General features: G+C 72.6%; 20 protein-coding genes and 1 rRNA gene. 12 read left to right on the forward strand and 9 right to left on the reverse strand.

Annotation, left to right across the window (positions count from 1 at the left end):
- Nucleotides 1–25: 25 nt before the first annotated feature.
- Entirely contained in the window at nt 26–1,441 is a 1,416-nt protein-coding gene (locus ACFSJS_RS04020; RefSeq protein WP_380896680.1) for a PP2C family protein-serine/threonine phosphatase, read from the reverse strand.
- A 64-nt stretch (nt 1,442–1,505) separates the two neighbouring features.
- A complete protein-coding gene (locus ACFSJS_RS04025) occupies nt 1,506–2,651 on the reverse strand; it encodes a C40 family peptidase (protein WP_380896682.1) in 1,146 nt (381 codons plus the stop codon).
- Nucleotides 2,652–3,355: 704 nt separating this feature from the next.
- Between ACFSJS_RS04025 and pstS the strand changes: the two genes are divergently transcribed.
- The 4 genes from pstS (at nt 3,356) to pstB (ending at nt 7,526) form a co-directional block, all read left to right on the forward strand.
- On the forward strand, nt 3,356–4,483 hold the full coding sequence (pstS, locus tag ACFSJS_RS04030) for a phosphate ABC transporter substrate-binding protein PstS (protein WP_380896684.1): 1,128 nt from the start codon (nt 3,356–3,358) through the stop codon (nt 4,481–4,483).
- A 153-nt stretch (nt 4,484–4,636) separates the two neighbouring features.
- Complete coding sequence (pstC, locus tag ACFSJS_RS04035) at nt 4,637–5,638, forward strand: phosphate ABC transporter permease subunit PstC (RefSeq protein WP_380896686.1); 1,002 nt, start codon at nt 4,637–4,639, stop codon at nt 5,636–5,638.
- Nucleotides 5,638–6,717, forward strand: coding sequence for a phosphate ABC transporter permease PstA (pstA, locus tag ACFSJS_RS04040; protein ID WP_380896688.1), 1,080 nt, complete (start codon nt 5,638–5,640; stop codon nt 6,715–6,717). Before pstC ends, pstA begins: the two co-directional genes overlap by 1 nt.
- A 32-nt stretch (nt 6,718–6,749) precedes the next feature.
- The gene (gene pstB / locus ACFSJS_RS04045; protein WP_380896690.1) at nt 6,750–7,526 is read left to right on the forward strand and encodes a phosphate ABC transporter ATP-binding protein PstB; all 777 of its coding nucleotides are present in this window, start codon (nt 6,750–6,752) and stop codon (nt 7,524–7,526) included.
- Nucleotides 7,527–7,681: 155 nt separating this feature from the next.
- Here pstB and ACFSJS_RS04050 read toward each other — a convergent pair whose 3' ends face one another.
- Nucleotides 7,682–8,677 carry an inorganic phosphate transporter gene (locus ACFSJS_RS04050; protein ID WP_380896692.1) on the reverse strand — a complete coding sequence of 332 codons (996 nt, stop codon included), beginning with the start codon at nt 8,675–8,677 and terminating at the stop codon, nt 7,682–7,684.
- 5 nt (nt 8,678–8,682) lie between these two features.
- On the reverse strand, nt 8,683–9,303 hold the full coding sequence (locus ACFSJS_RS04055; protein ID WP_162466081.1) for a DUF47 family protein: 621 nt from the start codon (nt 9,301–9,303) through the stop codon (nt 8,683–8,685).
- Nucleotides 9,304–9,508: 205 nt separating this feature from the next.
- On the opposite strand from ACFSJS_RS04055, the gene ACFSJS_RS04060 reads away from it, so the two are divergent.
- Nucleotides 9,509–9,841, forward strand: coding sequence for a metal-sensitive transcriptional regulator (locus tag ACFSJS_RS04060; RefSeq protein WP_380896694.1), 333 nt, complete (start codon nt 9,509–9,511; stop codon nt 9,839–9,841).
- Nucleotides 9,842–9,909: 68 nt separating this feature from the next.
- Here ACFSJS_RS04060 and ACFSJS_RS04065 read toward each other — a convergent pair whose 3' ends face one another.
- Entirely contained in the window at nt 9,910–10,095 is a 186-nt protein-coding gene (locus tag ACFSJS_RS04065; protein ID WP_380896806.1) for a hypothetical protein, read from the reverse strand.
- A 159-nt stretch (nt 10,096–10,254) separates the two neighbouring features.
- The gene (locus ACFSJS_RS04070; protein ID WP_465269789.1) at nt 10,255–11,145 is read right to left on the reverse strand and encodes an SCO4651 family lipoprotein; all 891 of its coding nucleotides are present in this window, start codon (nt 11,143–11,145) and stop codon (nt 10,255–10,257) included.
- Nucleotides 11,146–11,239: 94 nt separating this feature from the next.
- Here ACFSJS_RS04070 and ACFSJS_RS04075 point away from each other — a divergent pair, with 94 nt between their 5' ends.
- On the forward strand, nt 11,240–11,422 hold the full coding sequence (locus tag ACFSJS_RS04075) for a hypothetical protein (protein ID WP_380896699.1): 183 nt from the start codon (nt 11,240–11,242) through the stop codon (nt 11,420–11,422).
- A gap of 138 nt (nt 11,423–11,560) precedes the next feature.
- On the opposite strand, the gene ACFSJS_RS04080 is transcribed toward ACFSJS_RS04075, so the two are convergent.
- Nucleotides 11,561–12,235, reverse strand: a complete 675-nt coding sequence (locus ACFSJS_RS04080; protein WP_380896701.1) for a phosphatase PAP2 family protein — start codon at nt 12,233–12,235, stop codon at nt 11,561–11,563.
- A gap of 196 nt (nt 12,236–12,431) precedes the next feature.
- Nucleotides 12,432–13,397 (reverse strand): C40 family peptidase, encoded by a 966-nt coding sequence (locus ACFSJS_RS04085; protein WP_380896703.1) that lies wholly within the window; start codon nt 13,395–13,397, stop codon nt 12,432–12,434.
- 111 nt (nt 13,398–13,508) lie between these two features.
- On the opposite strand from ACFSJS_RS04085, the gene ACFSJS_RS04090 reads away from it, so the two are divergent.
- The 6 genes from ACFSJS_RS04090 to ACFSJS_RS04115 all read left to right on the forward strand — a co-directional run bounded on the left by ACFSJS_RS04090 (nt 13,509) and on the right by ACFSJS_RS04115 (nt 21,143).
- A complete protein-coding gene (locus tag ACFSJS_RS04090) occupies nt 13,509–13,817 on the forward strand; it encodes a hypothetical protein (RefSeq protein WP_155071031.1) in 309 nt (102 codons plus the stop codon).
- A gap of 554 nt (nt 13,818–14,371) precedes the next feature.
- Nucleotides 14,372–15,232 (forward strand): DUF8175 domain-containg protein, encoded by an 861-nt coding sequence (locus ACFSJS_RS04095; protein WP_380896705.1) that lies wholly within the window; start codon nt 14,372–14,374, stop codon nt 15,230–15,232.
- Nucleotides 15,222–16,547: a hypothetical protein gene (locus ACFSJS_RS04100; protein ID WP_380896707.1), complete on the forward strand. Its 1,326-nt coding sequence runs from the start codon at nt 15,222–15,224 to the stop codon at nt 16,545–16,547. Before ACFSJS_RS04095 ends, ACFSJS_RS04100 begins: the two co-directional genes overlap by 11 nt.
- 6 nt (nt 16,548–16,553) lie before the next feature.
- Entirely contained in the window at nt 16,554–18,104 is a 1,551-nt protein-coding gene (locus ACFSJS_RS04105) for an SCO6880 family protein (protein WP_380896709.1), read from the forward strand.
- A 16-nt stretch (nt 18,105–18,120) separates the two neighbouring features.
- Nucleotides 18,121–19,539: an ATP-binding protein gene (locus ACFSJS_RS04110; RefSeq protein ID WP_380896711.1), complete on the forward strand. Its 1,419-nt coding sequence runs from the start codon at nt 18,121–18,123 to the stop codon at nt 19,537–19,539.
- 2 nt (nt 19,540–19,541) lie between these two features.
- Nucleotides 19,542–21,143, forward strand: a complete 1,602-nt coding sequence (locus ACFSJS_RS04115) for a type VI secretion protein (protein ID WP_380896713.1) — start codon at nt 19,542–19,544, stop codon at nt 21,141–21,143.
- A 401-nt stretch (nt 21,144–21,544) separates the two neighbouring features.
- On the opposite strand, the gene rrf is transcribed toward ACFSJS_RS04115, so the two are convergent.
- Nucleotides 21,545–21,661: ribosomal RNA gene (gene rrf / locus ACFSJS_RS04120) — 5S ribosomal RNA — on the reverse strand.
- Nucleotides 21,662–21,777: the final 116 nt, after the last annotated feature.

The raw sequence follows: 21,777 nt of genomic DNA on the forward strand, positions 1-21,777 counted from the left end.
GCCCCCGGGCCCGTTCCCGGCCGGCTCAGCCGCGGTCGAGCAGCATGACCGCCACGTCGTCCGTCAGCTCGTCGCCGTTCAGCTCCCGCGCCTCGGTCAGCACGGCGTCCAGCAGCGCCTCGCCGCGCAGCCCGGCGGCCATCCGCTGCCCGACGATCCCGAGCATGCCCTCCTGGCCCAGCCGCGCCCGCCCCTGGCCGACCCGGCCCTCGATCAGCCCGTCGGTGTACATCATCAGGCTCCACGAGCCGCCCAGCTGCACCTGGGTGCGGGGCCAGCGGGCACCCGGCAGCACCCCCAGCGCCGGACCGCCGCCCTCGCCGTAGGGCAGCAGCCGCGGACCGCGCCCGCCGCCCGCCACCAGCGGCGCGGGGTGGCCCGCCAGGCACAGCCCGGCCCGCCGCCCGTCGGGCGCGATGTCGACGGTGCAGATCGTGGCGAAGATCTCGTCGCTGGAGCGCTCGTGCTCCAGCACCCGCTGGAGCGTCCCCAGCAGCTGGTCGCCGCAGAGCCCGGCGAAGGTCAGCGCCCGCCAGGCGATCCGCAGCTCCACCCCGAGCGCCGCCTCGTCCGGGCCGTGCCCGCACACATCGCCGATCATGGCGTGGACGGTCCCGTCGGCGGTGCGCACCGTGTCGTAGAAGTCGCCGCCCAGCAGGGCCCGGGAGCGGCCGGGCCGGTAGCGGGCGGCGAACCGCAGTTCGGAGCCGTCCAGCAGCGGCGTGGGCAGCAGACCGCGCTCCAGCCGGGCGTTCTCCTGGGCCCGCAGCCGGGACTCCGTGAGCTGCCGCTGCGCCAGGTCCGCCCGCTTGCGCTCGACGGCGTAGCGGATGGCCCGGTTCAGCACCCGGCCGTCCAGCTCGCCGCGGAAGAGGAAGTCCTGCGCGCCGACCCGTACGGCCTCGGCCGCGCGCTCGGCGTCGTCCTCAGCGGTGAGGGCCAGGACGGCGTGCCGGGGGGCCATCCGCAGTACCCGGCGCAGGATCTCCAGCTCGTCCCTCTCCCCCTCCTCCGGGACCGCCCCCTCCCCGCCGCGCGCGGCGGGGAAGGCGGCCGCCGGGGCACCCGGGACGGCCGGTCCGTCGGTGAGGGCCAGGTCGAGCAGGATGCAGTGGACGTCGTCGGTGAGCAGCCGCTCGGCCTCGGTGAGGTTGCGGGCGGTGCGGACCCTCAGGCGGCCCCCCGAGGCGTCGAGCATCTCGGGCACGGCCAGCGAGCCCGCCGGGTCGTCCTCGATGACGAGCAGCGTCAGGCTGCCGGCGGACGGGGCCTTCGTCCCGTCCGCCGACCGCGGCAGTACCGCGGCCTCCGCTTCGTTGCCCATCGATACGGGCATGCCTGTCGTCCTCTTCCCTCCCCCCGAGGGCACTTCGGGCGCCGGGTGGAGGCGCCCCGGGTGACCATAGCGGCCCGGAGGGCTGCACGGAATGCCTTGTGGCATATGCCAAACGGCTGGCGGTCGCCGGTGCGGGACGGCCGGAGCGCCGCCCCGGCGCACCCGCCCCCTACCGGTCGGGGCGCACCACCCCCAGGATGGGCAGCGACCCCGCCCCGGCCGTGGTGATCTGCCGGCCGGTCCGCGGCGCGTGGACCATCACGCCGTCGCCCACGTACATCCCCACATGGCTGGCGTCGCCCTTGTAGACGATCAGGTCGCCGGGGCGCATGTCGGTGACCTCCACCCTCGCCAGCCGCCTCCACTGCTCCTGCGACGTGCGCGGGATCCGCAGGCCCGCCGCCTCCCAGGCGCGCATCGTCAGCCCCGAGCAGTCGTAGGTGAGCGGCCCCTCGGCGCCCCACTCGTAGTCCTTGCCGATCTGGGCCATCGCGTAGGCGATCGCCTTCCTGCCGCGCTCGGAGGCCCTGTCGTCGATCTCCTCCAGCACCCCCGACTCCAGCCACCTCGCCTGCCGCGCCCAGGCCGCCTCGTCCTCCAGGCTCCGCAGCCGCTCCAGCTCGTCGGCCCCCAGCTCCGACTCCAGCTTCTCGGCCTTCGCCAGCTCCGCCTCGATGCTCCTCTTGGCGTCCGCCTTCCTCCTGCGGTCCGCCTTGAGCCTGGCCCAGCGGCCGGTGGCCTCCTCGGCGTAGTCGTCCAGGTCCTGCCGGGCCGTCTCCAGCTTCGCGATCAGGCCCCTGGTGGCCCGCTCGCCCTTGCGGAGCAGCCCGAGGTCGCGCAGGAAGTCCTCCGGGTCGTCCTCCAGGACGAGCTGCGCCCCCGGCGGCAGCCCGCTGCCGCGGTACTGGGCCCGCGCCATCGCCCCGGCCCGGTCCTCCAGATCGTCCAGCTGCCCCCGGGTCCGCACGATCAGCCCGGCCAGCCGGACGATCTCGCGCTGCTGCTCCTCGGCCCGCTCGTCGGCCGCGTTGTACTTCTCCGTGGCCGACTCCACCCGGTCGTGCAGCTTCTCGATCTTCCTGCGGAGCTTCTCCAGCTCGTCCGCGGCGGCCTCGTCCTCGTCCCCACCGGACTCCGGCGCCCCGGTGCTCCCCGCCCCGCCCCCCGTACCGGGCTGCGGCGTCCCGGCGGGCGCCTGCACGCCGCTCCCGCCGGCACCGGGCCCGCCCGGTGCCGCGTACGCGGTCCCCGCCGGGACCAGCAGCCCGAGCTGCGCGCACACCAGCGCGCACGCGACCACCAGCCCCCTGGGCACGGCCCCCGCCGGCCTCCCCGGCCGCGTTCCGCGGACCCTGTCGGCGCCACCGCCCTGCCGTCCCACGCCTCTCCCCTCCCGCATCCGTGCGCCCATCGCGCCGCACGTCACGCCTACCGGTGCACAACGAGTCACCGTCGCGGATGGTGCCACGTCGGGCCGGAGAACGACAGGGCGGCGGGCCGGCGGGCCGGCGGCGCCGGACGCACGCCTCGGGCAGGCCGCCGGCAGGGTGCGGGACGGGTCCCGGCCGCGTGCGGGACGCGGTGCCTCCCGGCCGCCTCCGCCCCCGGGCCGGGAGGCGTCCGGGCGTCGGTTTTCGGCCGCGTCCTCCGTCCGCGCCGCCCGGGGAGCGATCGGATCCGGCCGGACCCGGGCCGGAGCAGCCGGGCGGACGGAGGCGTTCCGGACGGCCGCCCCCCACCGGGAGGCACCGCCCGGCGCGCCGCCGCAGGAGTCCCACCCGGCCGAATCGCCCTCCGCCCGCCCAGAGGCCCACGATGAAACTGCACCGTCCGCCGAGGTTCACCTCTCGTTCACTCTCGGCCGCCGGGCGCTTCACCTGTCCTGCCTAATTTCGGCCTTACGGGGGGCGCGCCCGGTCGCCGGCGGACGTGGACCGCCCCGGATGCTGAACGACGATTCCCGGTCACACCTCACCGCTTGCCGCCCCACCGGCGGGCCCCAGGAAGGAACTGAACGAAGTGAAGCTTCAGCCCACCAACCGGCTTCGAGCGATCGCCGTCGGCGCCGCCGTGGTGTCCGGCGCCCTGGTCCTGACCGCCTGCGGTTCGGACGACAACACCGGGGGCGACAACGGGGGCGGCAGCTCCAAGGCCGCGAGCAACATCGCGTGCGAGGGCGAGGGCAACCTCCTCGCCTCCGGCTCCAGCGCCCAGAAGAACGCCATGGACATCTGGGTCAAGAACTACCAGGCCGCCTGCGAGGGCGTCGAGATCAACTACAAGCCCACCGGCTCCGGTGCGGGCATCCAGGAGTTCCTCCAGGGCAAGACCGGCTTCGCCGGCTCCGACTCGGCCCTGAAGGAGGACGAGGTCGAGCAGTCCCGGCAGGTCTGCAAGAGCGGCCAGGGCATCAACCTGCCGATGGTCGGCGGCCCGGTGGCCGTCGGCTACAACCTGTCCGGCGTGGACGACCTGGTCCTGGACGCGGACACCATCGCCAAGATCTTCGACTCGAAGATCACCAAGTGGGACGACCCGGCGATCAAGAAGCTGAACCCGGGCGCCGACCTGCCGTCCACCAAGATCCAGGCCTTCCACCGCTCGGACGAGTCCGGCACCACGGACAACTTCACGGAGTACCTGCACGCCGCCGCGCCCGAGTCCTGGAAGTACGAGCCCGCCAAGGCGTGGGCCGGCGAGGGCGGCCAGTCGGCCGACGGCTCCTCCGGCGTGGCCACCAACGTCAAGAACAACGACGGCGCCATCGGCTACTTCGAGCTGTCCTACGCGACCGGCAACAACATCCCGACCGTGAAGCTGGACACCGGCGCCGCCGAGCCCGTCGAGGCCACCGTGGAGAACGCCACCAAGGCCATCGCCGCGGGCAAGGTCGTCGGGCAGGGCAACGACCTGGCCATGGAGCTGGACTACGCCACCAAGGCCGACGGCGCCTACCCGATCGTCCTGGTGACCTACGAGATCGTCTGCGACAAGGGCAACAAGAAGGAGACCCTGGAGCTGACGAAGTCCTTCCTGAACTACACGGCCAGCGAGGACGGCCAGAACGCCCTCGCGGACGCGGGGTACGCCCCGATCCCCGACGAGATCATCACCAAGGTCCGCAGCACCATCGACTCCCTCTCCTGACGCACCGGCGGCCGGCCCCCGACGGGGGCCGGCCGTCCGTCCGCGTCCGCATGCGACGCCCGCCACCCCCCGCACTGTCCCCATCACCGCACGCGCAAACCATCCGGTGCACCGCCGCCAGGGGATGACACCCCTCACCAGACCGGAGAGAACATGGACATAGCACCTACCGCATCAGTCACCCCGACGAAGTCACCACCGGGGGGACCGGAGAACAACCAAGGGGGATCGGTCAACCGCCCGGGGGACCGGATATTCCTCGGCCTCTCCAGGGGCTCGGGCATCATCCTGCTGGTGGTCATGGCCGCCATCGCGGTCTTCCTCACCTGGCGGGCCGTGATCGCCCTCGCCGAGAACGAGGGCAACTTCCTCACCACCTTCGAGTGGAACGCCAACGCCGACCCGCCGGTGTTCGGCATCGCGGTCCTGGCCTACGGCACGATCGTCACCTCGATCATCGCGATGGTCCTCGCCGTGCCCGTGGCCGTCGGCATCGCGCTGTTCATCTCGCACTACGCGCCGCGCAGGCTCGCCACCCCGCTGGCGTACGTCGTCGACCTGCTCGCCGCCGTCCCGAGCATCGTCTACGGCCTGTGGGGCGCCCTGTTCCTGGTGCCGCACCTGACCGGCCTGTACGAGTGGCTCGACGACTACCTGGGCTGGACGGGCGTCTTCGCCTACGACAGCGGCGCCCCGCGCTCGCTGTTCACCGTCGGCATCCTGCTGGCGATCATGATCCTGCCGATCGTCACCAACGTCAGCCGCGAGGTCTTCAAGCAGTCCCCGAAGATGCAGGAGGAGGCCGCGCTCGCGCTCGGCGCCACCCGGTGGGAGGTCATCAAGATGGCCGTCCTGCCGTTCGGCCGCTCCGGCGTGATCAGCGCCTCGATGCTCGGCCTGGGCCGCGCGCTCGGCGAGACGATGGCGGTCGCCACCGTCCTCTCCCCGAACTTCCTGATCAACGCCAGCCTCCTCAACCACGGCGGCGGCACCTTCGCGCAGAACATCGCCGTGGCCTTCAAGGAGGCCGGCGACATCGGGCGTGACGCCCTGGTCGCCTCCGGCCTGGTCCTGTTCCTCATCACCCTGCTGGTGAACGGCGCGGCACGGCTGATCATCGCCCGCCGCAAGGAGTACTCGGGGGCGAACGCCTGATGAGCAACGCAGTCATGGACAAGCCCCCGGTCGCCGCGCCGTCCCCCGGCAGCGGCGCCCTCAAGCAGCCCCGCCTGCCGCGCTGGGCCCCGATCGGCATGGCCGTGCTCTCGATCGCCGTGGGCGTCGGCACCGGCCTCGCCGCCGGGCTGGCCAGCCGCATCCAGTGGGGACTGATCGCCGCCGCCTTCTTCGTCCTGGCCACCTACACCCTCACCACGGTCGTCGAGGGCAAGCGCCAGGCCAAGGACCGGCTCGTGACGAGCCTGGTCTGGGTCAGCTTCCTGCTGGCCGCGCTCCCGCTCGCCTCCCTGGCCTGGGAGACGGTCGCCCGCGGTGTGAAGGTGCTGGACGGCTACTTCCTCACCCACTCGATGAACGGCGTGATCACCCTCCAGCCGGGCGGTGGCATCTACCACGCCCTCATCGGCACCCTGGAGCAGGTCGCCATCGCCACGCTGCTGGCGGCGCCCATCGGCCTGCTGACCGCGATCTACCTCGTCGAGTACGGGCGCGGCAGACTCGCCAAGGCCGTCACCTTCTTCGTCGACGTCATGACCGGCATCCCCTCCATCGTCGCCGGTCTGTTCATCCTCTCGTTCTGGATCATCATCCTGGACTTCGGGTACTCCGGTTTCGCCGGCGCCATGGCCCTGGCCATCCTGATGATGCCGATCGTCGTGCGCTCCACCGAGGAGATGCTCAAGCTCGTCCCCAACGAGCTGCGCGAGGCGTCCCTGGCCCTGGGCGTGCCGAAGTGGCGCACCATCCTCAAGGTCGTGCTGCCCACCTCGATCGGCGGCATCACCACGGGCGTGATGCTCGCCGTCGCCCGCATCGCCGGTGAGAGCGCACCGATCCTGCTGCTGGTGTTCGGCTCCCAGTCCATCAACACCAACCCCTTCGAAGGCGCCCAGTCCTCACTGCCGTACTACGTCTACGAGCAGTGGCAGCTCGGCAACGAGGCCTCCTACGACCGCGCCTGGGCCGCGGCCCTCGTGCTGATCGCCTTCGTGATGATCCTCAACCTGGTGGCCCGCGGCATAGCCCGCTGGAAGGCCCCGAAGACCGGCCGCTGACCCGGCCTCGTAGCAGAAGAGAAGTGATTCCCATGGCCAAGCGCATCGACGTCAGCGGCCTCACCGCGTACTACGGCACCCACAAGGCCATCGAGGACATCTCGATGTCCGTCGAGCCCTGCTCCGTGACCGCGTTCATCGGTCCCTCCGGCTGCGGCAAGTCCACCTTCCTGCGCACCCTCAACCGCATGCACGAGGTCACCCCCGGCGGGCGCGTCGAGGGCAAGGTGATGCTCGACCACGAGGACCTGTACGGCAGCGGTGTCGACCCCGTCTCCGTGCGCCGCACCATCGGCATGGTCTTCCAGCGGCCCAACCCCTTCCCCACCATGTCGATCTACGACAACGTGGCGGCGGGCCTGCGGCTCAACGGCTCCTACAAGAAGTCCGAGCTGGACGACGTCGTCGAGCGGTCGCTGAAGGGCGCCAACCTCTGGAACGAGGTCAAGGACCGCCTGAACAAGCCGGGCTCCGGCCTCTCCGGCGGCCAGCAGCAGCGGCTGTGCATCGCCCGCGCCATCGCGGTCGAGCCGCAGGTGCTGCTGATGGACGAGCCGTGCTCCGCGCTCGACCCGATCTCCACCCTCGCCATCGAGGACCTGATCTGCGAGCTGAAGGAGCGCTTCACGATCGTCATCGTCACCCACAACATGCAGCAGGCCGCGCGCGTCTCGGACCGCACCGCGTTCTTCAACCTGTCCGCGGTCGGCCAGCCCGGCAGGCTCATCGAGATCGACGACACCGAGCGCATCTTCTCCAACCCCTCGGTGCAGGCCACCGAGGACTACATCTCGGGCCGCTTCGGCTGATCCGGCCGGACGCCCGCCGAGGCCGTCTGCGGTGCTGCATGGCGGTGCCACCGCAAGACGAACGCCCGCCCCCCGGCTCCCGGGGGGCGGGCGCCCCTCACCCCGTCCGCACCGTCCGCCCGCTCCGCACTCCGAGGCGCGCCGCGGGCACGCGGTCACCCGGCGACCAGCTTCACCACCCAGTAGCTCAGCGCCGCCACCAGGGCGGCGGCCGGCATCGTGATGAACCAGCCCAGCACGATGTTCTTGGCCACACCCCAACGCACCGCGCTCACCCGCTTGGTGGCGCCCACGCCCATGATCGCGGAGGTGATCACGTGGGTGGTGGAGATCGGCGCGTGGAACATGAACGACGCGGTGTACATCACCGACGCCGCCGTCGTCTCGGCGGCGAAGCCCTGCGGCGGATCCAGTTCGATGATCCGGCGGCCCAGCGTCCGCATGATGCGCCAGCCGCCCGCGTAGGTGCCCAGCGACAGCATCATCGCGCAGGCGACCTTGACCCAGACCGGGATCTGGCCGTGGTCCTGGACGTCCGCGATGACCAGGGCCATCACCACGATGCCCATCGTCTTCTGCGCGTCCTGGAGGCCGTGGCCGAGCGCCATGCCGGCGGCCGAGACCGTCTGCGCGATGCGGAAGCCCCGCTTCGCCTTGTGCGGGTTGGACCTGCGGAACAGCCACATGATGACCACCATCACCAGGTAGCCGAGCAGCAGCCCGACCACCGGCGAGACGAACATCGGGATGACGACCTTCTCGAAGACCCCGGACCAGTACACCGCGATGCCGCCGGCCAGCGCCGCGCCCACCATGCCGCCGAACAGGGCGTGGGAGGACGAGGAGGGCAGGCCGAAGTACCAGGTGACCATGTTCCAGGTGATCGCCCCGACCAGCGCGGCGAACAGGATCGCCATGCCGCTCTGGCCCTGCGGGGTCTCGATCAGCCCCTCACTGACGGTCTTGGCGACGCCGCTGCCCAGGAAGGCGCCCGCCAGGTTCATCACCGCGGCCATCAGCAGCGCCACCCGGGGAGTGAGCGCCCGGGTGGAGACGGAGGTGGCGATGGCGTTCGCCGAGTCGTGGAATCCGTTGGTGTAGGTGAAGAAGAGCGCGACCCCGACGGTCAGTACGAGCGCGAAGGTGTCCACGTGCTTCAGGACTCCTTGACGGCGATGGTCTCCACCGTGTTCGCCACGTGCTCGAAGGCGTCGGCCGCCTCCTCCAGGACATCCACGATCTGCTTGAGCTTGAGGACCTCGATCGCGTCGTACTTGCCGTTGAACAGATGGGCGAGCAGCTTGCGGTGGATCTGGTCCGCCTGGTTCTCCAGCCGGTTGACCTCGATCCAGTACTCGGTGAGGTTGTCCATCGTTCTCAGGTGCGGCATCGCCTCGGCGGTCAGCTCGGCCGCCCGCGCCAGGACCTCGATCTGCTGCTCCACCCCCTTGGGCAGCTCCTCGATCTGGTAGAGGACGACCAGGTCGACGGCCTCCTCCATGAAGTCCATGATGTCGTCGAGGGACGAGGCGAGCCGGTAGATGTCCTCGCGGTCGAACGGGGTGATGAAGGAGGAGTTCAGCTGGTGGAAGATCGCGTGGGTGGCATCGTCACCGGCGTGCTCGGCCGCACGCATGCGCTCCGAGATCTCGGCCCGTGCCGAGGGTTCCGCCCCGAGCAGTTCCATCAGGAGCTTCGAGCCGGTGACGATGTTGTCCGCGGAGGCGGCGAACATGTCGTAGAAGCTCGTCTCCCTGGGGGTCAGACGAAAGCGCACTGGGATTCCTCGAGGTGCATCGTTGTCGGTTCCGATGATGCTAGGCGCATCAGCCGGTCGCAGTGAACCGGCGTCCTTCAGTGTCACCCATCGGACCACACGCTCCCTACCCGGGGATCCTCCGTCTCATCACCCCAGATCGGAACATTCTGTATCATATACCCCGTGGGGGTATTCATCCTCACGAGGACCACGGGAGGACCGTATGACGACCGCCGACGCCCGTCCAGAGACCGCTCACGGTCCGCACGGATACGCCAAGGAGAAGGACGCGCACCTCAAGCGGCTGCGGCGGATCGAAGGACAGATCCGCGGCCTCCAGCGCATGGTCGAGGAGGACGTCTACTGCATCGACATACTCACCCAGGTCTCGGCCTCCACCAAGGCGCTGCAGTCCTTCGCGCTCCAGCTCCTGGAGGAGCACCTGCGCCACTGCGTGGCCCACGCGGCCGCCGAGGGCGGCCCCGAGAACGGAGCCGCGGTGGACGCCAAGGTGGAGGAGGCCACGGCCGCCATCGCCCGGCTGCTGCGCACCTAGCGCACGCGCCCGGCGTCCCGCACCGGATCCCCCGCCCCCGAACCCCGGGTGCGGGTCCGCGCCGGGCCTCAGGCCGCGCCCTGCGGCCCCCGCCGGGCCGGCCGGCCCGGTCCCGCCTGGCCGCGCGCCCCGCGCTCCGGCTCGCGCCCGACCCGGAGCACCTCGTCGATGCGGGCGGGGCTGAGCCGCTCCTCGACCGCGGCCGACGCCGCGATCATCAGCTCCCCGTAGAGCTCGATCTCGTCGAGAGCCACGCGGTCCTGGACCTGCCGACCGGCGCACCTGCCGGTTCCGGGCACACGCACCACCTCCTCCGGCTCCCTCCCACGCGACCCGGGCACCAGGGTAGAGAGGGACGCTCCCCCGGCGCATGACACGTCCGGACCATTTGCCGCCACCCCGCCGACCGCCCCCTACGGCACGGCGACCCTGCCGGTGTAGATGTCCTCCGGCTCGGGGAGCTCGACCTCCACCGGCGTCCCGAAACCGTGCAGCACCGTCGTGGAGACCACCGAGACCTCTCCACCGCGGTGGCCGCTCCCCGGTGCTCCCGGCGTACCGCCCGGAGCGCCGGCCGCCGGCGGGAAGACGAAGCGGTGCCGCACCTTCCGCAGCCGCCCCCGCTCGTCGACGTACGCGTCGAAGGCCACGGTGCGCCCCGAGAGCCCGTCCGCCGCCGAGGCCAGCTGCTCCCGCCAGCGCCGGTCCGCCGACCGGGCCGCCGCCGCCAGATCCACGGTGCCCCGGTAGTGCAGCACCGTCTCGCCCCGGAACCGCTCCTCGCCCAGGAACGACACCGACCGCGCACCGCGCAGCAGCTCCGCGGCGCTGACCGGGTCCGTCGCGCCCCCCGTGACCAGGTTCCCGTCCGGCAGGGCGGCCGTGTCCACGCGCACCCACTTGCCGTCGGGCACGCCCGCGCCCCGGTTCCTCATGTACAACGCTCCCGGAGTGACCAGTTCCACGATCGGCCGGCGCTCGTCCTCACCGGTCGCCTCCCTCGGCAGGACCACCCTCAACCGCCCGGTGCACCTCCCGTAGTCGAAGGCGCCCGTGCCCCTGATGGTGATCCGGGTGCCGCCGCTGTTCATCTCCACCGTCGTGCGCACCCGCGACGTACCGGCCCGCGCCAGCGCCCCGGCCGCCTCCCGCACCGCGGCGCGTGCCTCCGCCTCGCTCGGATCCGCGGCGGCCACGGTCCCCAGGCCGGAACACCCGGTGGCGGCCAGGGTCGCCAGCACCAGACCGGCGCAGACCGCACCGACCGCGGCGGCCCCGCTGCTGCGCCCGCGCTCCACCACCATCGTCTGCCGACCCCCAGACACCCAGGACACGTCTCGGAACTCGATCCGAATAACGACGTCCCGCGCCCCCCGTCACGGCCGGTACCGTGGTGGTGTGCAGGAGGAGAACCGCGCAGGGGTGCCGCCGCAGCGCACCGCGCCACCGGAGGAACACCGGACCTCGACGACGGAGAAGGGCTCGTTCTGCAGCGCGGCCTGCACCTGCGGGTGGCGCGGCCCCGCCCGCCGGGCCCGCTCCCAGGCGCGGCGCGACGCCGCCGTCCACCAGGAGGCGTGAGGCCCGCACCGGGCGGAGCGGACCGGGAAAGCCCGGGGAGCGGGAAGCCCGGGAAGGCGAACGGCCGCCGGGGCGCTCCCCGACGGCCGCTGCCGCATCCGCTTCCTCAGGGCCTCCCCCGGGCGCGCCGCGAGCCCCTCAGGCCGCCAGGCCCCGGTCGCCGCACGGCTGCCGCTCCGACTCCGGCTCCTCGGTCCGCTCCGCGGCCCGCGGGGCCCGCACCAGCCGGCCGGCCCGCCGCGAGGAGGCCACCGCGCGCAGCAGCGGCGTCAGCAGCGCCAGCGCGGCGGGCGCCAGCAGCAGCGCCACGGCCGTGCCCAGCGCCAGGCCGCCGATCACGTCGGTGGGGTAGTGCACGCCCATGTAGACGCGGCAGAAACCCGCGAACACCGCCACCAGGATGCCGACGAGGCCCAGTCTGCGGTTCACCATGAAGATCCCCACGGCGAGCGCCATCGCCAGCGTCGCGTGGTCGCTGACGAACGAGAAGTCCCTCTTCCCGTCCACCAGCACCTCCAGCCCGTCGTGCGTCAGGAAGGGTCTGGGCCTCTCCACGAACCCCCGGATCGGCACGTTCACCAGCAGCGCCACCCCGGCCGCCAGCGGCGCCCACACCAGTCCGGCCACCGCCGTCACCGCGTCGGCGCGCCGCCGGGCCGTCCACCAGGCCCACACGCCCAGCAGCGCCAGCGCCACGACGGTGCCGTACTCGCCGACGTACTCCATGAGGTGGTCGGCCCAGCCGGGAGCCTCCCTGGCCAACCCGTTGATGTCGTAGAGCAGCTCGACGTCGGGGTTCTCCCATTCAGCCATCGCGATGCTGCCCTTCACTCTTCGCTGCCGGCCCCCGTGGTAGCGGAATGCCCGTTCCGGACGAGACAACGCCCCGTCCCGGCCCCGCGTTCCAACCTCCACCGAACGATCACGCGGACGTTATCGGAGGGTGACCCGCGCCGGGCCCGACGCCGCGTCGCGCACGCCGCCCACCGGAGCGTCCGCGCCTCGGGCGTCACGACGCCGTCGGCCTCGTCGCCCCGAAGTAGTCGGGGGTGTCGATCGGATCGAAACGGATCTCCGCGCCCGTGTACGGCGCGTCGATCATATAGCCACCCCCGACGTAGATCCCCACGTGGTGGATGGACCGCGCATCGTTCAGATCGTGCGCGAAGAAGACCAGGTCACCAGGGAGCAACTCATTCCGCTTCGGGTGCGGCCCGGTGTTCCACTGGTCGTTCGCCACGCGCGGCAGCTCGATCCCCACGCTCGCGTAAGCCGCCTTCGTCAGACCCGAGCAGTCGAACCGCCCGCCGTCCTCCGGAGTGCCGTCACCGCCCCACAGGTACGGCGTGCCCAGCTTCTTCTGCGCGAAGTCGATCGCCCCGGCCGCCTGCCGCGACGGCGACAGGCGGGCACGCGGCTCCGCGAAGCTCTTCTCCATCGCCCGGATGACCTTGACGTAGTTCTGCGTCTCCCGGTACGGGGGCACCCCGTCGTACTTCATCACCGCGTACGCGCCCGCGTTGTAGGCGGCCAGCATGTTGTCCGTCGGATCCCCGGGCACCTCCTCGACGTACCGGGCGAGCGTGCAGTCGTACTTCGCCGCCGACGGGATGGCGTCCTCGGGGTCCCACACGTCCCGGTCGCCGTCGCCGTCGCCGTCGATGCCGTGCGCCGCCCAGGTGCCCGGGATGAACTGCGCGATCCCCTGCGCGGCGGCCGGGCTCTGCGCCCTCGGGTTCCAGCCGCTCTCCTGGTGGAGCTGGGCCGCCAGCAGCGCCGGGTTGAGCGCCGGGCAGAGGTTGCCCCACTTCTGCACCAGGTCGCGGTAGGCCATCGGCACCGACCCCTTCGCCAGCGTCACCGCCCCGCCGCCGAAGAGGTTCGACGCGGCCGTGTACGTACCGACCACGAGCAGCGCCATGAAGCACGCGACCAGCCCGAACCCGAGCCCGACGGCCACCCATGCCTTCCGCACCCCTCAACCCTCCCGCATCAGGACGGAGTTCACTGCCGATTCGGCCGCAACCGTGTCAGAATCCAAGGGAAGCGCATCTTCTGACAACCCACCTGGGGCGGTGAGCACCTCATGTTCCTGGCAGCCGACAAGGGCGACATCAACACCATCATCGGCGGAATCGCCCCCGACTGGGGCCCGTTCGGATCCCTCGGCAACGAGGCCCGCGTGATGATCGAGGTCGTGATGGCCGTGGCCATCCTCCTCTGCCTCGGCATCGCCATCTGGGGCGCGGCCAAGCAGCGCATCGGCGCCACGGCCCTGCGCGACACCTTCAGCGCCGAGCAGGGCAAGGGCCTGATCGTGGCGGGCCTGACGGGCGTCTTCATCATCGGGTCGCTCGGCACCCTCTTCACCATCGTCTACGGCATGGCCGTGTAGCCCCCCGCACCGCCGGGCCGTACCCGGCACCCCGCCTCCTCCCGCAACCACCCCCCACCGACCCGCCGGCCCCGGCACGGCGGCGGCCGGCGCCCCGACGACCGGCACGGCCGCCGAACCCCCGGACGTCCCGACCCGCACCACCGGCCTCCGCCGCCACGGACACGGCGGCGCGGGCGGCCGCGGACCGGCCCCGGCGCCCTGCCGAGGCCCCGTCCCCACCGGACGGACGGCAGGGCGCCGACACGTGCCGCACCGGCCCCGCACCCCGCGCGGAACGCCGTCGCGGCCCCACACACCAGGAAAAAGAACCTCCGCGATGCACCAGCCCGAGAACCGCCCCCCGCGTCCGCCCGGCCCCGGCGCACCACGGCCGGCCGGACGCGGCGCCGGTGCGCGGGCGCACGCGGCGTACCACCGGTCACCGAGCGGAAGCGATCCCGCACACACCGGACCCACAACCGCCGCTACGGCGTTAACGTCAAGGAGAGGGCACGACGGCACCCCGGCCAACCTGGCCGCGACGAGCGGGCGACGAGAGGGCGGCGCGCACCATGAGCATCGGCGGTGAAGGCGGATACGGCGACGACCGGAACCTCGCCGCACCCGGAACGTACGGCCGCGGCCGCACGTCCACACGCCTTCCGGACGACGAGGCCGTCGTCGACGCCTACGACGCGCCCCGGCGGCAACCCCCGCGCCCGGGGCGGAGCATGGTGACGGTGATGGGCGTCGTCGTCCTGCTGATCGCCGCCATCGCCTTCGCCAACCGGGGCGGCGGCGACGGCACGCCGGACGCCGGCGGCGAAAGGGCGCAGAACAGCGCCCAGCCCACCGCGCCCACCGGCGAACGCCCCGTCACCGGACGCACCAACGGCATCCCCTCCGGCTTCGCCCACTCCGAGCAGGGCGCCCAGAGCGCCGCCGCCAACTACGCGGTGGCCCTGGGCGGAACGGGCATGTTCGAGACCGAGCACCGGCACCTGCTCGTCGACACCCTGTACACCCCCGAGGCCGCCGCGCGCATCAAGGGCCCCCAGGACAGGGCGTACTCGGAGGAGTTCTTCACCCGGCTCGGCCTCACCCCGCAGGGCGAGGCCCCCGAGGGCACCACCTTCGTCTCGCGCACCGTCCCGGTGGGCACCAAGGTGACGGAGTACCGGGGGGACAGCGCCACCGTCGAGGTCTGGTACACGGGCCTGATCGGCCTGGCGGGCGAGGGATCCACCATCCCCGTCACCACCACCTGGAAGACGTGGGTCTTCGAGCTGCGGTGGACGGGCTCCGACTGGAAGATCACCGACGACTCCCAGAAGGACGGCCCCGCCCCCGTGCCGGGGGACCTCCGGGCCTCCACAGCCGAGGAGATCAGCAAGGCCGTCGAGGAGTACGGAGGACTGACCTATGCCCGCTGACCGCCGCCGCCACCGAGTCCTGTCGCTCGCCGCGGCGTTCGCGGGCGTCCAGGCCGCCGGACTCTGGCTGGCCGCGCACGCGGCCGCCGACCCGACGCCGCCGCCCTCGTCGGAGCCGAGCGAGGATCCCTGCAAGTTCGTCGAGGGAACTGCCAAGGAGTACTGCGAGCGGGGCAGGGAGGACAGCGGCGGAACTTCCGGCAGCACCGACTCCGACGGTGCCCTCTCCTCCCTCGACCCCCTCGCCTCCCTCGCCCGGGGCTGCGCCGAAGCCGCCGCCTGGATCGTCGACAAGCTCTCCGAGGCCGTCGCCTCCACCGCCACCGTCGACTTCACCAATCCCACCTTCCTGCGCCAGTACGCCGTCGTCTTCGCCGCCTCCACGATCCTCACCCTGGTCCTGTGGCTGCTGGCCGTCGCCAAGCGGGCCGTGCGCGGCATCCCCCTCACCGAGGCGCTCACCGAAGCCATCGGCTTCCTGTGGCTGACGGTCCTGGCCTCCGCCTTCACCCCCCTGATCCTCTACACCCTGGTCACCGCCACCGACGCCGTCACCGACGTCATCGCCGCGGGCGCCGGCTCCGACACCGACAAGTTCTTCGGCTCCTTCTCCGAGGCGCTGAAGAAGGGCGACGACATCGGCGGCGGACCGATCATGCTGATCGTCGTCTCCCTCGTCTCCGTCCTCGCCGCCGGCGTCCTGTGGCTCGAACTCGTCATCCGCGCCGCCCTGCTGTACGTCGGCGCGCTGCTGGGGACGGTCGTCTACTCCGGCCTCGTCGACAAGAACCTGTGGGGCCACGTGCGCCGCTGGGCGGGCATCATGATCGCGGTGATCCTCGTCAAGCCGGTCATCGTCATCGTCCTGGGGCTCGCCGGGGCGCTCGCCTCCGACGAGGGACCCAACGCCTTCTCCGCGATCGTCTCCGGCCTGGCCATCATCCTGCTCGCCATCTTCGCCAGCGCGATGATCTACCGCTTCGTGCCCGGCTTCGGCGACGAGATCGTCCGCCAGCGCAACGTCGGCGCCGACCCCGCCTCCCGGGCCGCCGCCGCGGTGGTCTCCTCCCCCGCCGCCATGCTGCGGCAGGGCATCACCACCCACAGCGCCCGCGGCGGGGCGGAGGGAGGCGGCGGACCGGACCGGACCGGCGCCGCCCCGCGCCCCGCCAACCCGCTCTCCGGCGGCGTGGCCGCCCACGCCTCGCGCGGATCCGGCACCGGCGCCGGCGCCGCGGCCTCCCAGCCCGCCGCACCGCCCCCGCCCCGCACGGGCAGCGGCGGCAGCACCAACCAGCCACCGCACCGGAGGTGATCGCGGGTGACGACCCCGTCCCACACCGTCGCACCGCGCCGCACGTACATGATCGGGCGCGCCCGTCCCAATGCCGTCATCGGCAGGAACCGCGAGACGGGCGAGATCGCGCTGATCATCGCGGGCGCCTTCCTCGGCATGATGAGCGGCCTGCTGATCCCCGTGCTGTCCCTGCGCATCGTCGCCCTGGTCGGCTTCCCGGTGCTCGCCCTGGCCGCGGTGTACGTCCCCTACAACGGGCGGACGTACTACAAGTGGTTCGAGATCAACCGAAGTTACCGCCGCCTGCTGCGCCGCGGCACCACCTACCGCTCGACCGCCGCCGAGGCCGGCATCCGGCTGGACGGGACCGAGGTGGACATCCCGCCCCCGCCCGGGGTGGGCCGCGTCAACTGGCTCTCCGCCCCCTTCGGGCCCGACGAGATCGCCGTCCTCCTCCACGCCGACCGGCGCACCGTCACCGCCGCCATAGAGATCGAGGGGCCCGGTGTGGGCCTGCGCGACAGCGAGGACCAGGAGGCCCTCGTCGACCGCTTCGGCACCCTGCTCAAGCACGTGGCCAACGGCGACGGCTTCGTCACCCGCCTCCAGATGCTCGCCCGCACCCTCCCCGCCGACCCCGACGCCCACGCCAAGGACGTCGCGCAGCGCGGCGACGAGCGGGCCGCCCCCTGGCTGCGGGACTCCTACGACCAGCTGCTCTCCATGGTCTCCACCTCCAGCGAGCAGCACCGCGCCTACCTCGTGGCCTGCATGCACTACACCCGCGAGCTGGCCGCCGAGGCGACCGCGATCGCCAAGGCCGGCCGCGCCTCCACCGGGCGCCGCCTCACCCGCGACGAGGGCCTGGCCGTCGTCATGGCCCGGGAGCTCACCGACATCTGCGCCCGCCTCACCGAGGCCGACATCCGGGTGCGGCAGCCGCTGGGCCAGGCCCGCATGGCCTCCCTGATCCACTCCATGTACGACCCGGACCACCCCATCGACCACATCCAGGCCATGACCCGGCGCAACGCCTGGCCCGCCGAGCTGGACGCGGCCGAGCCGACCTACCTGCAGGCCAAGACCCGCGAGTCGGCCACCCGCGAGCCCTGGTGCCACGCCACCGCCTGGGTCAAGGAGTGGCCGATGACGCCGGTGGGGGTCAACTTCCTGGCTCCGCTGCTGGTCCACACCCCGGACGTGATCCGCACCGTGGCCGTCTGCATGGACCTGGAGCCCACCGAGGTCGCCATCGAGCGGATGCTGACGGAGAAGACCAACGACGAGGCCGAGGCCAGCCGCGCCGCCAAGATGAACCGCACCGTCGACCCGCGCGACGTGGCCGCCCACAGCCGCGTCGACCAGCGCGGCCAGGACCTCGCCTCCGGGGCCGCGGGCGTCAACCTCGTCGGCTACATCACCGTCTCCTCCCGCAACCCCGACGCCCTGGCACGTGACAAGCGCACGATCCGCGCCTCGGCCGGGAAGAGCTACCTGAAGCTGGAGTGGTGCGACCGCGAGCACCACCGTGCGTTCGTGAACACCCTGCCGTTCGCGACCGGCATCCGCCGCTGAGGAGGCGCAACCCACCATGGCCGCGTTCGATCCGCTGACCGCCGTCACCGACGCCTTCACCAGCTTCGTCTTCGGCAAGACGGAGACCACCCGCATGCCCGTGCGGACCTCCACCGGCCAGGCGCAGGCCGTCTACCTGCCCACCGCCGCGCCCGGTCTGGGGGACTCCGGCGTGATCATCGGCCGCGAGGTCTACAGCGGCAAGGGCTACATCTACGACCCCTTCCAGCTCTACGGCCAGCAGCTCCCGGCCCCCCACTGGCTGGTGCTGGGCGAGTCCGGCAACGGCAAGTCGGCCCTGGAGAAGACGTACGTCCTGCGCCAGCTCCGGTTCCGCGACCGCCAGGTCGTCGTCCTGGACGCCCAGGGCGAGGACGGCGTCGGCGAGTGGAACCTGATCGCCGAGCAGATGGGCATCACCCCCATCCGCCTGGACCCGATGGCCGCCCTCGACCAGGGCATCCGCCTCAATCCGCTGGACCCGTCCATCACCACCACCGGCCAGCTCGCCCTGCTGCGCACCATCATCGAGGTCGCCATGGGCCACGGCCTGGACGAGCGCGCCGGCTTCGCCCTGAAGGTGGCCCACTCCTACGTCACCGAGACGGTCACCGGCCGCCAGCCCGTCCTGACCGACATCGTCGAGCAACTGCGCCACCCCGAGCCGGAGTCGGCCGAGGCGATGAACGTCGCCCTGGAGGACGTGCGCGCCTGGGGCCTGGACGTGGCCCTCGTCCTCGACCGGCTCGTCGACGGCGACCTGCGCGGCATGTTCGACGGCCCGACGACCGTGGGCATCGACCTCGACGCCCCGCTGATCGTGTTCGACCTCTCCCACATCGACCGCAACTCCATCGCCATGCCGATCCTGATGGCCATCGTCGGCGTCTGGCTGGAGCACACCTGGATCCGCCCCGACCGCAGGAAGCGCATCTTCCTGGTCGAGGAGGCCTGGCACATCATCAACAGCCCGTTCGTCGCGCAGCTCTTCCAGCGCCTGCTGAAGTTCGGCCGGCGGCTCGGCCTGTCGTTCGTGGCGGTCGTCCACCACCTGTCCGACGTGGTGGACGGCGCCGCGGCCAAGGAGGCGGCCGCCATCCTGAAGATGGCCTCGACCCGCACCATCTACGCCCAGAAGGCCGACGAGGCGCGCGCCACCGGGCAGGTGCTCGGGCTGCCCCGCTGGGCCGTGGAGATCATCCCCACGCTCTCCCCCGGCATCGCGGTCTGGGACGTCAACGGCAATGTGCAGGTCGTCAAGCACCTGGTCACCGAGGCGGAACGCCCGCTGGTCTTCACCGACCGCGCCATGACCGAGTCCGCCTCCCCCCCGGCGCCCCTGGAGGACACCGTGGCCGACGAGTTCGAGGCCGAGACCGCCTCCCGCGCCGCCGCCATGGAACGCCTCGCGCGCGCCGACGAGACGGTGGCCTGACGGTGCCGGCACCGTACGACGGCCGCGGGGGGAGCGGGGGGTCCGGCGGGGGCGGTGCTTCCGGACGCGGCATCCCCGACGGCCTCCTCCTCGGCCTGCTGGGCTTCCTCCTCGGCGTCACCGCCCTGTGCTGGACGGCCGTCGGGCTGGCCGGCCTCCTCGCGCACGGGGCCTGGCCGCGGGGCGTCGCCTTCACGCGCACCCCCATGGCGATGCGCTCCCTGGTCTCCGAACCGGCCGACCTGGCCGCCGCCTGGCCGGCCGCCGAGGCCGGCACTCTGCCGGGCCCCGGCCTGTTCTGGGGCATCCTCATCGGCCAGTGCATGGTCCTGGCGGTCCTGGGCGTGTTCGCCGCGGGCACGGTGGCCCGCCTGCGCGCCCTGCGCGCCGCCCGGCGCGGGAACCCGCGGCAGGGGGGCGGCGAGGGGCCGTACGCGCCGCCTCCCGCTCCCGCGTCTCCGCCCGGCCGGCGCGGCACCGCGGCGCCACCGCACTCCGTCCCCGCCGGGACGGCTCCCGCGGCGCCCGTCCCCTTCCAGGAGGCACCCGCCGAGCGCGGGCCCGACCACGTGCGGCCGCCGGCAGCCTCCCCCGTCCCCCCGCCGGGCCCTGCCGCGCCCTGGGCGTCCTCCGCACCGCCCACGGGCGTCGAGTACGGGCCCGACCACGGCAGCCGTGCCGCCGACGCGCTCAGGGCCGCTCCCGGCCCCGCCCTGGTCGTCACCTCCGATCCCGCCCTGTGGAGGGAGACCGAGGGAGCCCGGGCCAAGCTGGGCCCCGTCCACCTCTACGACCCCGGCCTGCTCACCGGCGCCCCGGCCCTGCTGCGCTGGGCGCCCCACCACGGCTGCGAGGACCGCCGCACCGCCGCCGCACGGGCGGCCGCCCTCCTCGCGCCGGTGAAGAGCCCCGCGCGCTCGGAGGAGACCACCCACCACGCCGCCGAGACGCTGCTGGGCTGCTGGCTCCACGCCGCCGCCGTCGCCGGCGAGCCGTTCCGCCAGGTCCACCGCTGGGCCACCGCCGGCGCCGGCTCGGCGGCCGAGGCCGTCCGCATCCTGCGCACCGACCCGCGGGCGGCCGCCGGGGCCGCGGGTGAACTCGAGGCCACCCTCATCGCCCATCCCGAACGCCGCGACGCCGCGACCCGCCTCGTGCGCGGTGCCCTCTCCGCCCTCTCCCAACTCCACGTCCGCAACGCCTGTACGGCGACCCGCGCGGATTCGGCCGCGTTGGAATCCTTTGCGGCCGAGGGGGGAACGCTCTATGTTGTGGGCGAGGCCATCGAGGATCCACGCCGTGCTCCCGGCACGATGCCGTTCCTCACCGCCCTCACCGCAGACGTGGTCGAGCACGGCCGCCGCATGGCCGCAGGGTCATCCGACGGTCGGCTCGACCCACCAATCACTCTCGTCCTCGACGACATCGCGGCCGTGGCGCCCATCCCGCAGCTCCCCGTACTCCTGGCCACGGGCCACGACTCCGGCATGCCCACCCTGGCGCTGATGCGTTCCGAGGCGCAGGCGCGCGTGTGGTGGCCGCAGCTCGCGGGAACGGGCACGGGGCCGACGGGGCCGGGCGCCCCCTTCCGACCCGTACCGTGAACCCCGCCTGAGACGCCCCTTCGACAGCGGGCGCGCCGCCGTCTCCGCCCTCGGGCCGCCCCGTCCGCGACGGGGGCTGGAACGGCCCCCTCCCCCAAGTCCTGCGCCCCGCCTCGGCCCTGTACCCGGCGCCCTGCACCGGCGCCGGCGTCGACCACCACTTCCGGTGCGCGTTCGGGGCCGGCTCGACCGGAGTCACCGCCCCGCGCGGCGCAACAAGCTCCCACCATGCAAAAAGGAGAGGGGGGTGGGGCCCGGTTCCCGGGCCTCCACCCCCCTCTCTCCTGCACCACACCCCGCAGCCGCCCCACGGGACACCTCCCGCCCGGGCAGCCCGCGGACATGGCAGAAGCCCTGTTCCCGGTATCACTACCCGGAACAGGGCTCCCACTCAACAAATCGTTCGGCGGCGTCCTACTCTCCCACACGGTCCCCCATGCAGTACCATCGGCGCTGAAAGGCTTAGCTTCCGGGTTCGGAATGTAACCGGGCGTTTCCCTCTCGCTGTGACCACCGAAACACTATGAAACACATCAAACCAGCCGGCAACAGCCCTGGTCGTGGTCTCAGAACCCACACAGTGGACGCGAGCGTCTATGGTCAAGCCCTCGGCCTATTAGTACCAGTCAACTCC

It is taken from the genome of Streptomyces desertarenae (assembly GCF_042681365.1).
GTDB lineage: Bacteria > Actinomycetota > Actinomycetes > Streptomycetales > Streptomycetaceae > Streptomyces > Streptomyces desertarenae.

What these genes read in the sequence shown, in the direction of transcription:
- ACFSJS_RS04020 (WP_380896680.1), bottom strand. Translation starts at nt 1,441, where the DNA reads ATGCCACAAGGCATTCCGTGCAGCCCTCCGGGCCGCTATGGTCACCCG.
- pstC (WP_380896686.1), top strand. Translation starts at nt 4,637, where the DNA reads ATGGACATAGCACCTACCGCATCAGTCACCCCGACGAAGTCACCACCG.
- pstA (WP_380896688.1), top strand. Translation starts at nt 5,638, where the DNA reads ATGAGCAACGCAGTCATGGACAAGCCCCCGGTCGCCGCGCCGTCCCCC.
- pstB (WP_380896690.1), top strand. Translation starts at nt 6,750, where the DNA reads ATGGCCAAGCGCATCGACGTCAGCGGCCTCACCGCGTACTACGGCACC.
- ACFSJS_RS04060 (WP_380896694.1), top strand. Translation starts at nt 9,509, where the DNA reads ATGACGACCGCCGACGCCCGTCCAGAGACCGCTCACGGTCCGCACGGA.
- ACFSJS_RS04070 (WP_465269789.1), bottom strand. Translation starts at nt 11,145, where the DNA reads ATGGTGGTGGAGCGCGGGCGCAGCAGCGGGGCCGCCGCGGTCGGTGCG.
- ACFSJS_RS04080 (WP_380896701.1), bottom strand. Translation starts at nt 12,235, where the DNA reads ATGGCTGAATGGGAGAACCCCGACGTCGAGCTGCTCTACGACATCAAC.
- ACFSJS_RS04090 (WP_155071031.1), top strand. Translation starts at nt 13,509, where the DNA reads ATGTTCCTGGCAGCCGACAAGGGCGACATCAACACCATCATCGGCGGA.
- ACFSJS_RS04095 (WP_380896705.1), top strand. Translation starts at nt 14,372, where the DNA reads ATGAGCATCGGCGGTGAAGGCGGATACGGCGACGACCGGAACCTCGCC.
- ACFSJS_RS04100 (WP_380896707.1), top strand. Translation starts at nt 15,222, where the DNA reads ATGCCCGCTGACCGCCGCCGCCACCGAGTCCTGTCGCTCGCCGCGGCG.
- ACFSJS_RS04110 (WP_380896711.1), top strand. Translation starts at nt 18,121, where the DNA reads ATGGCCGCGTTCGATCCGCTGACCGCCGTCACCGACGCCTTCACCAGC.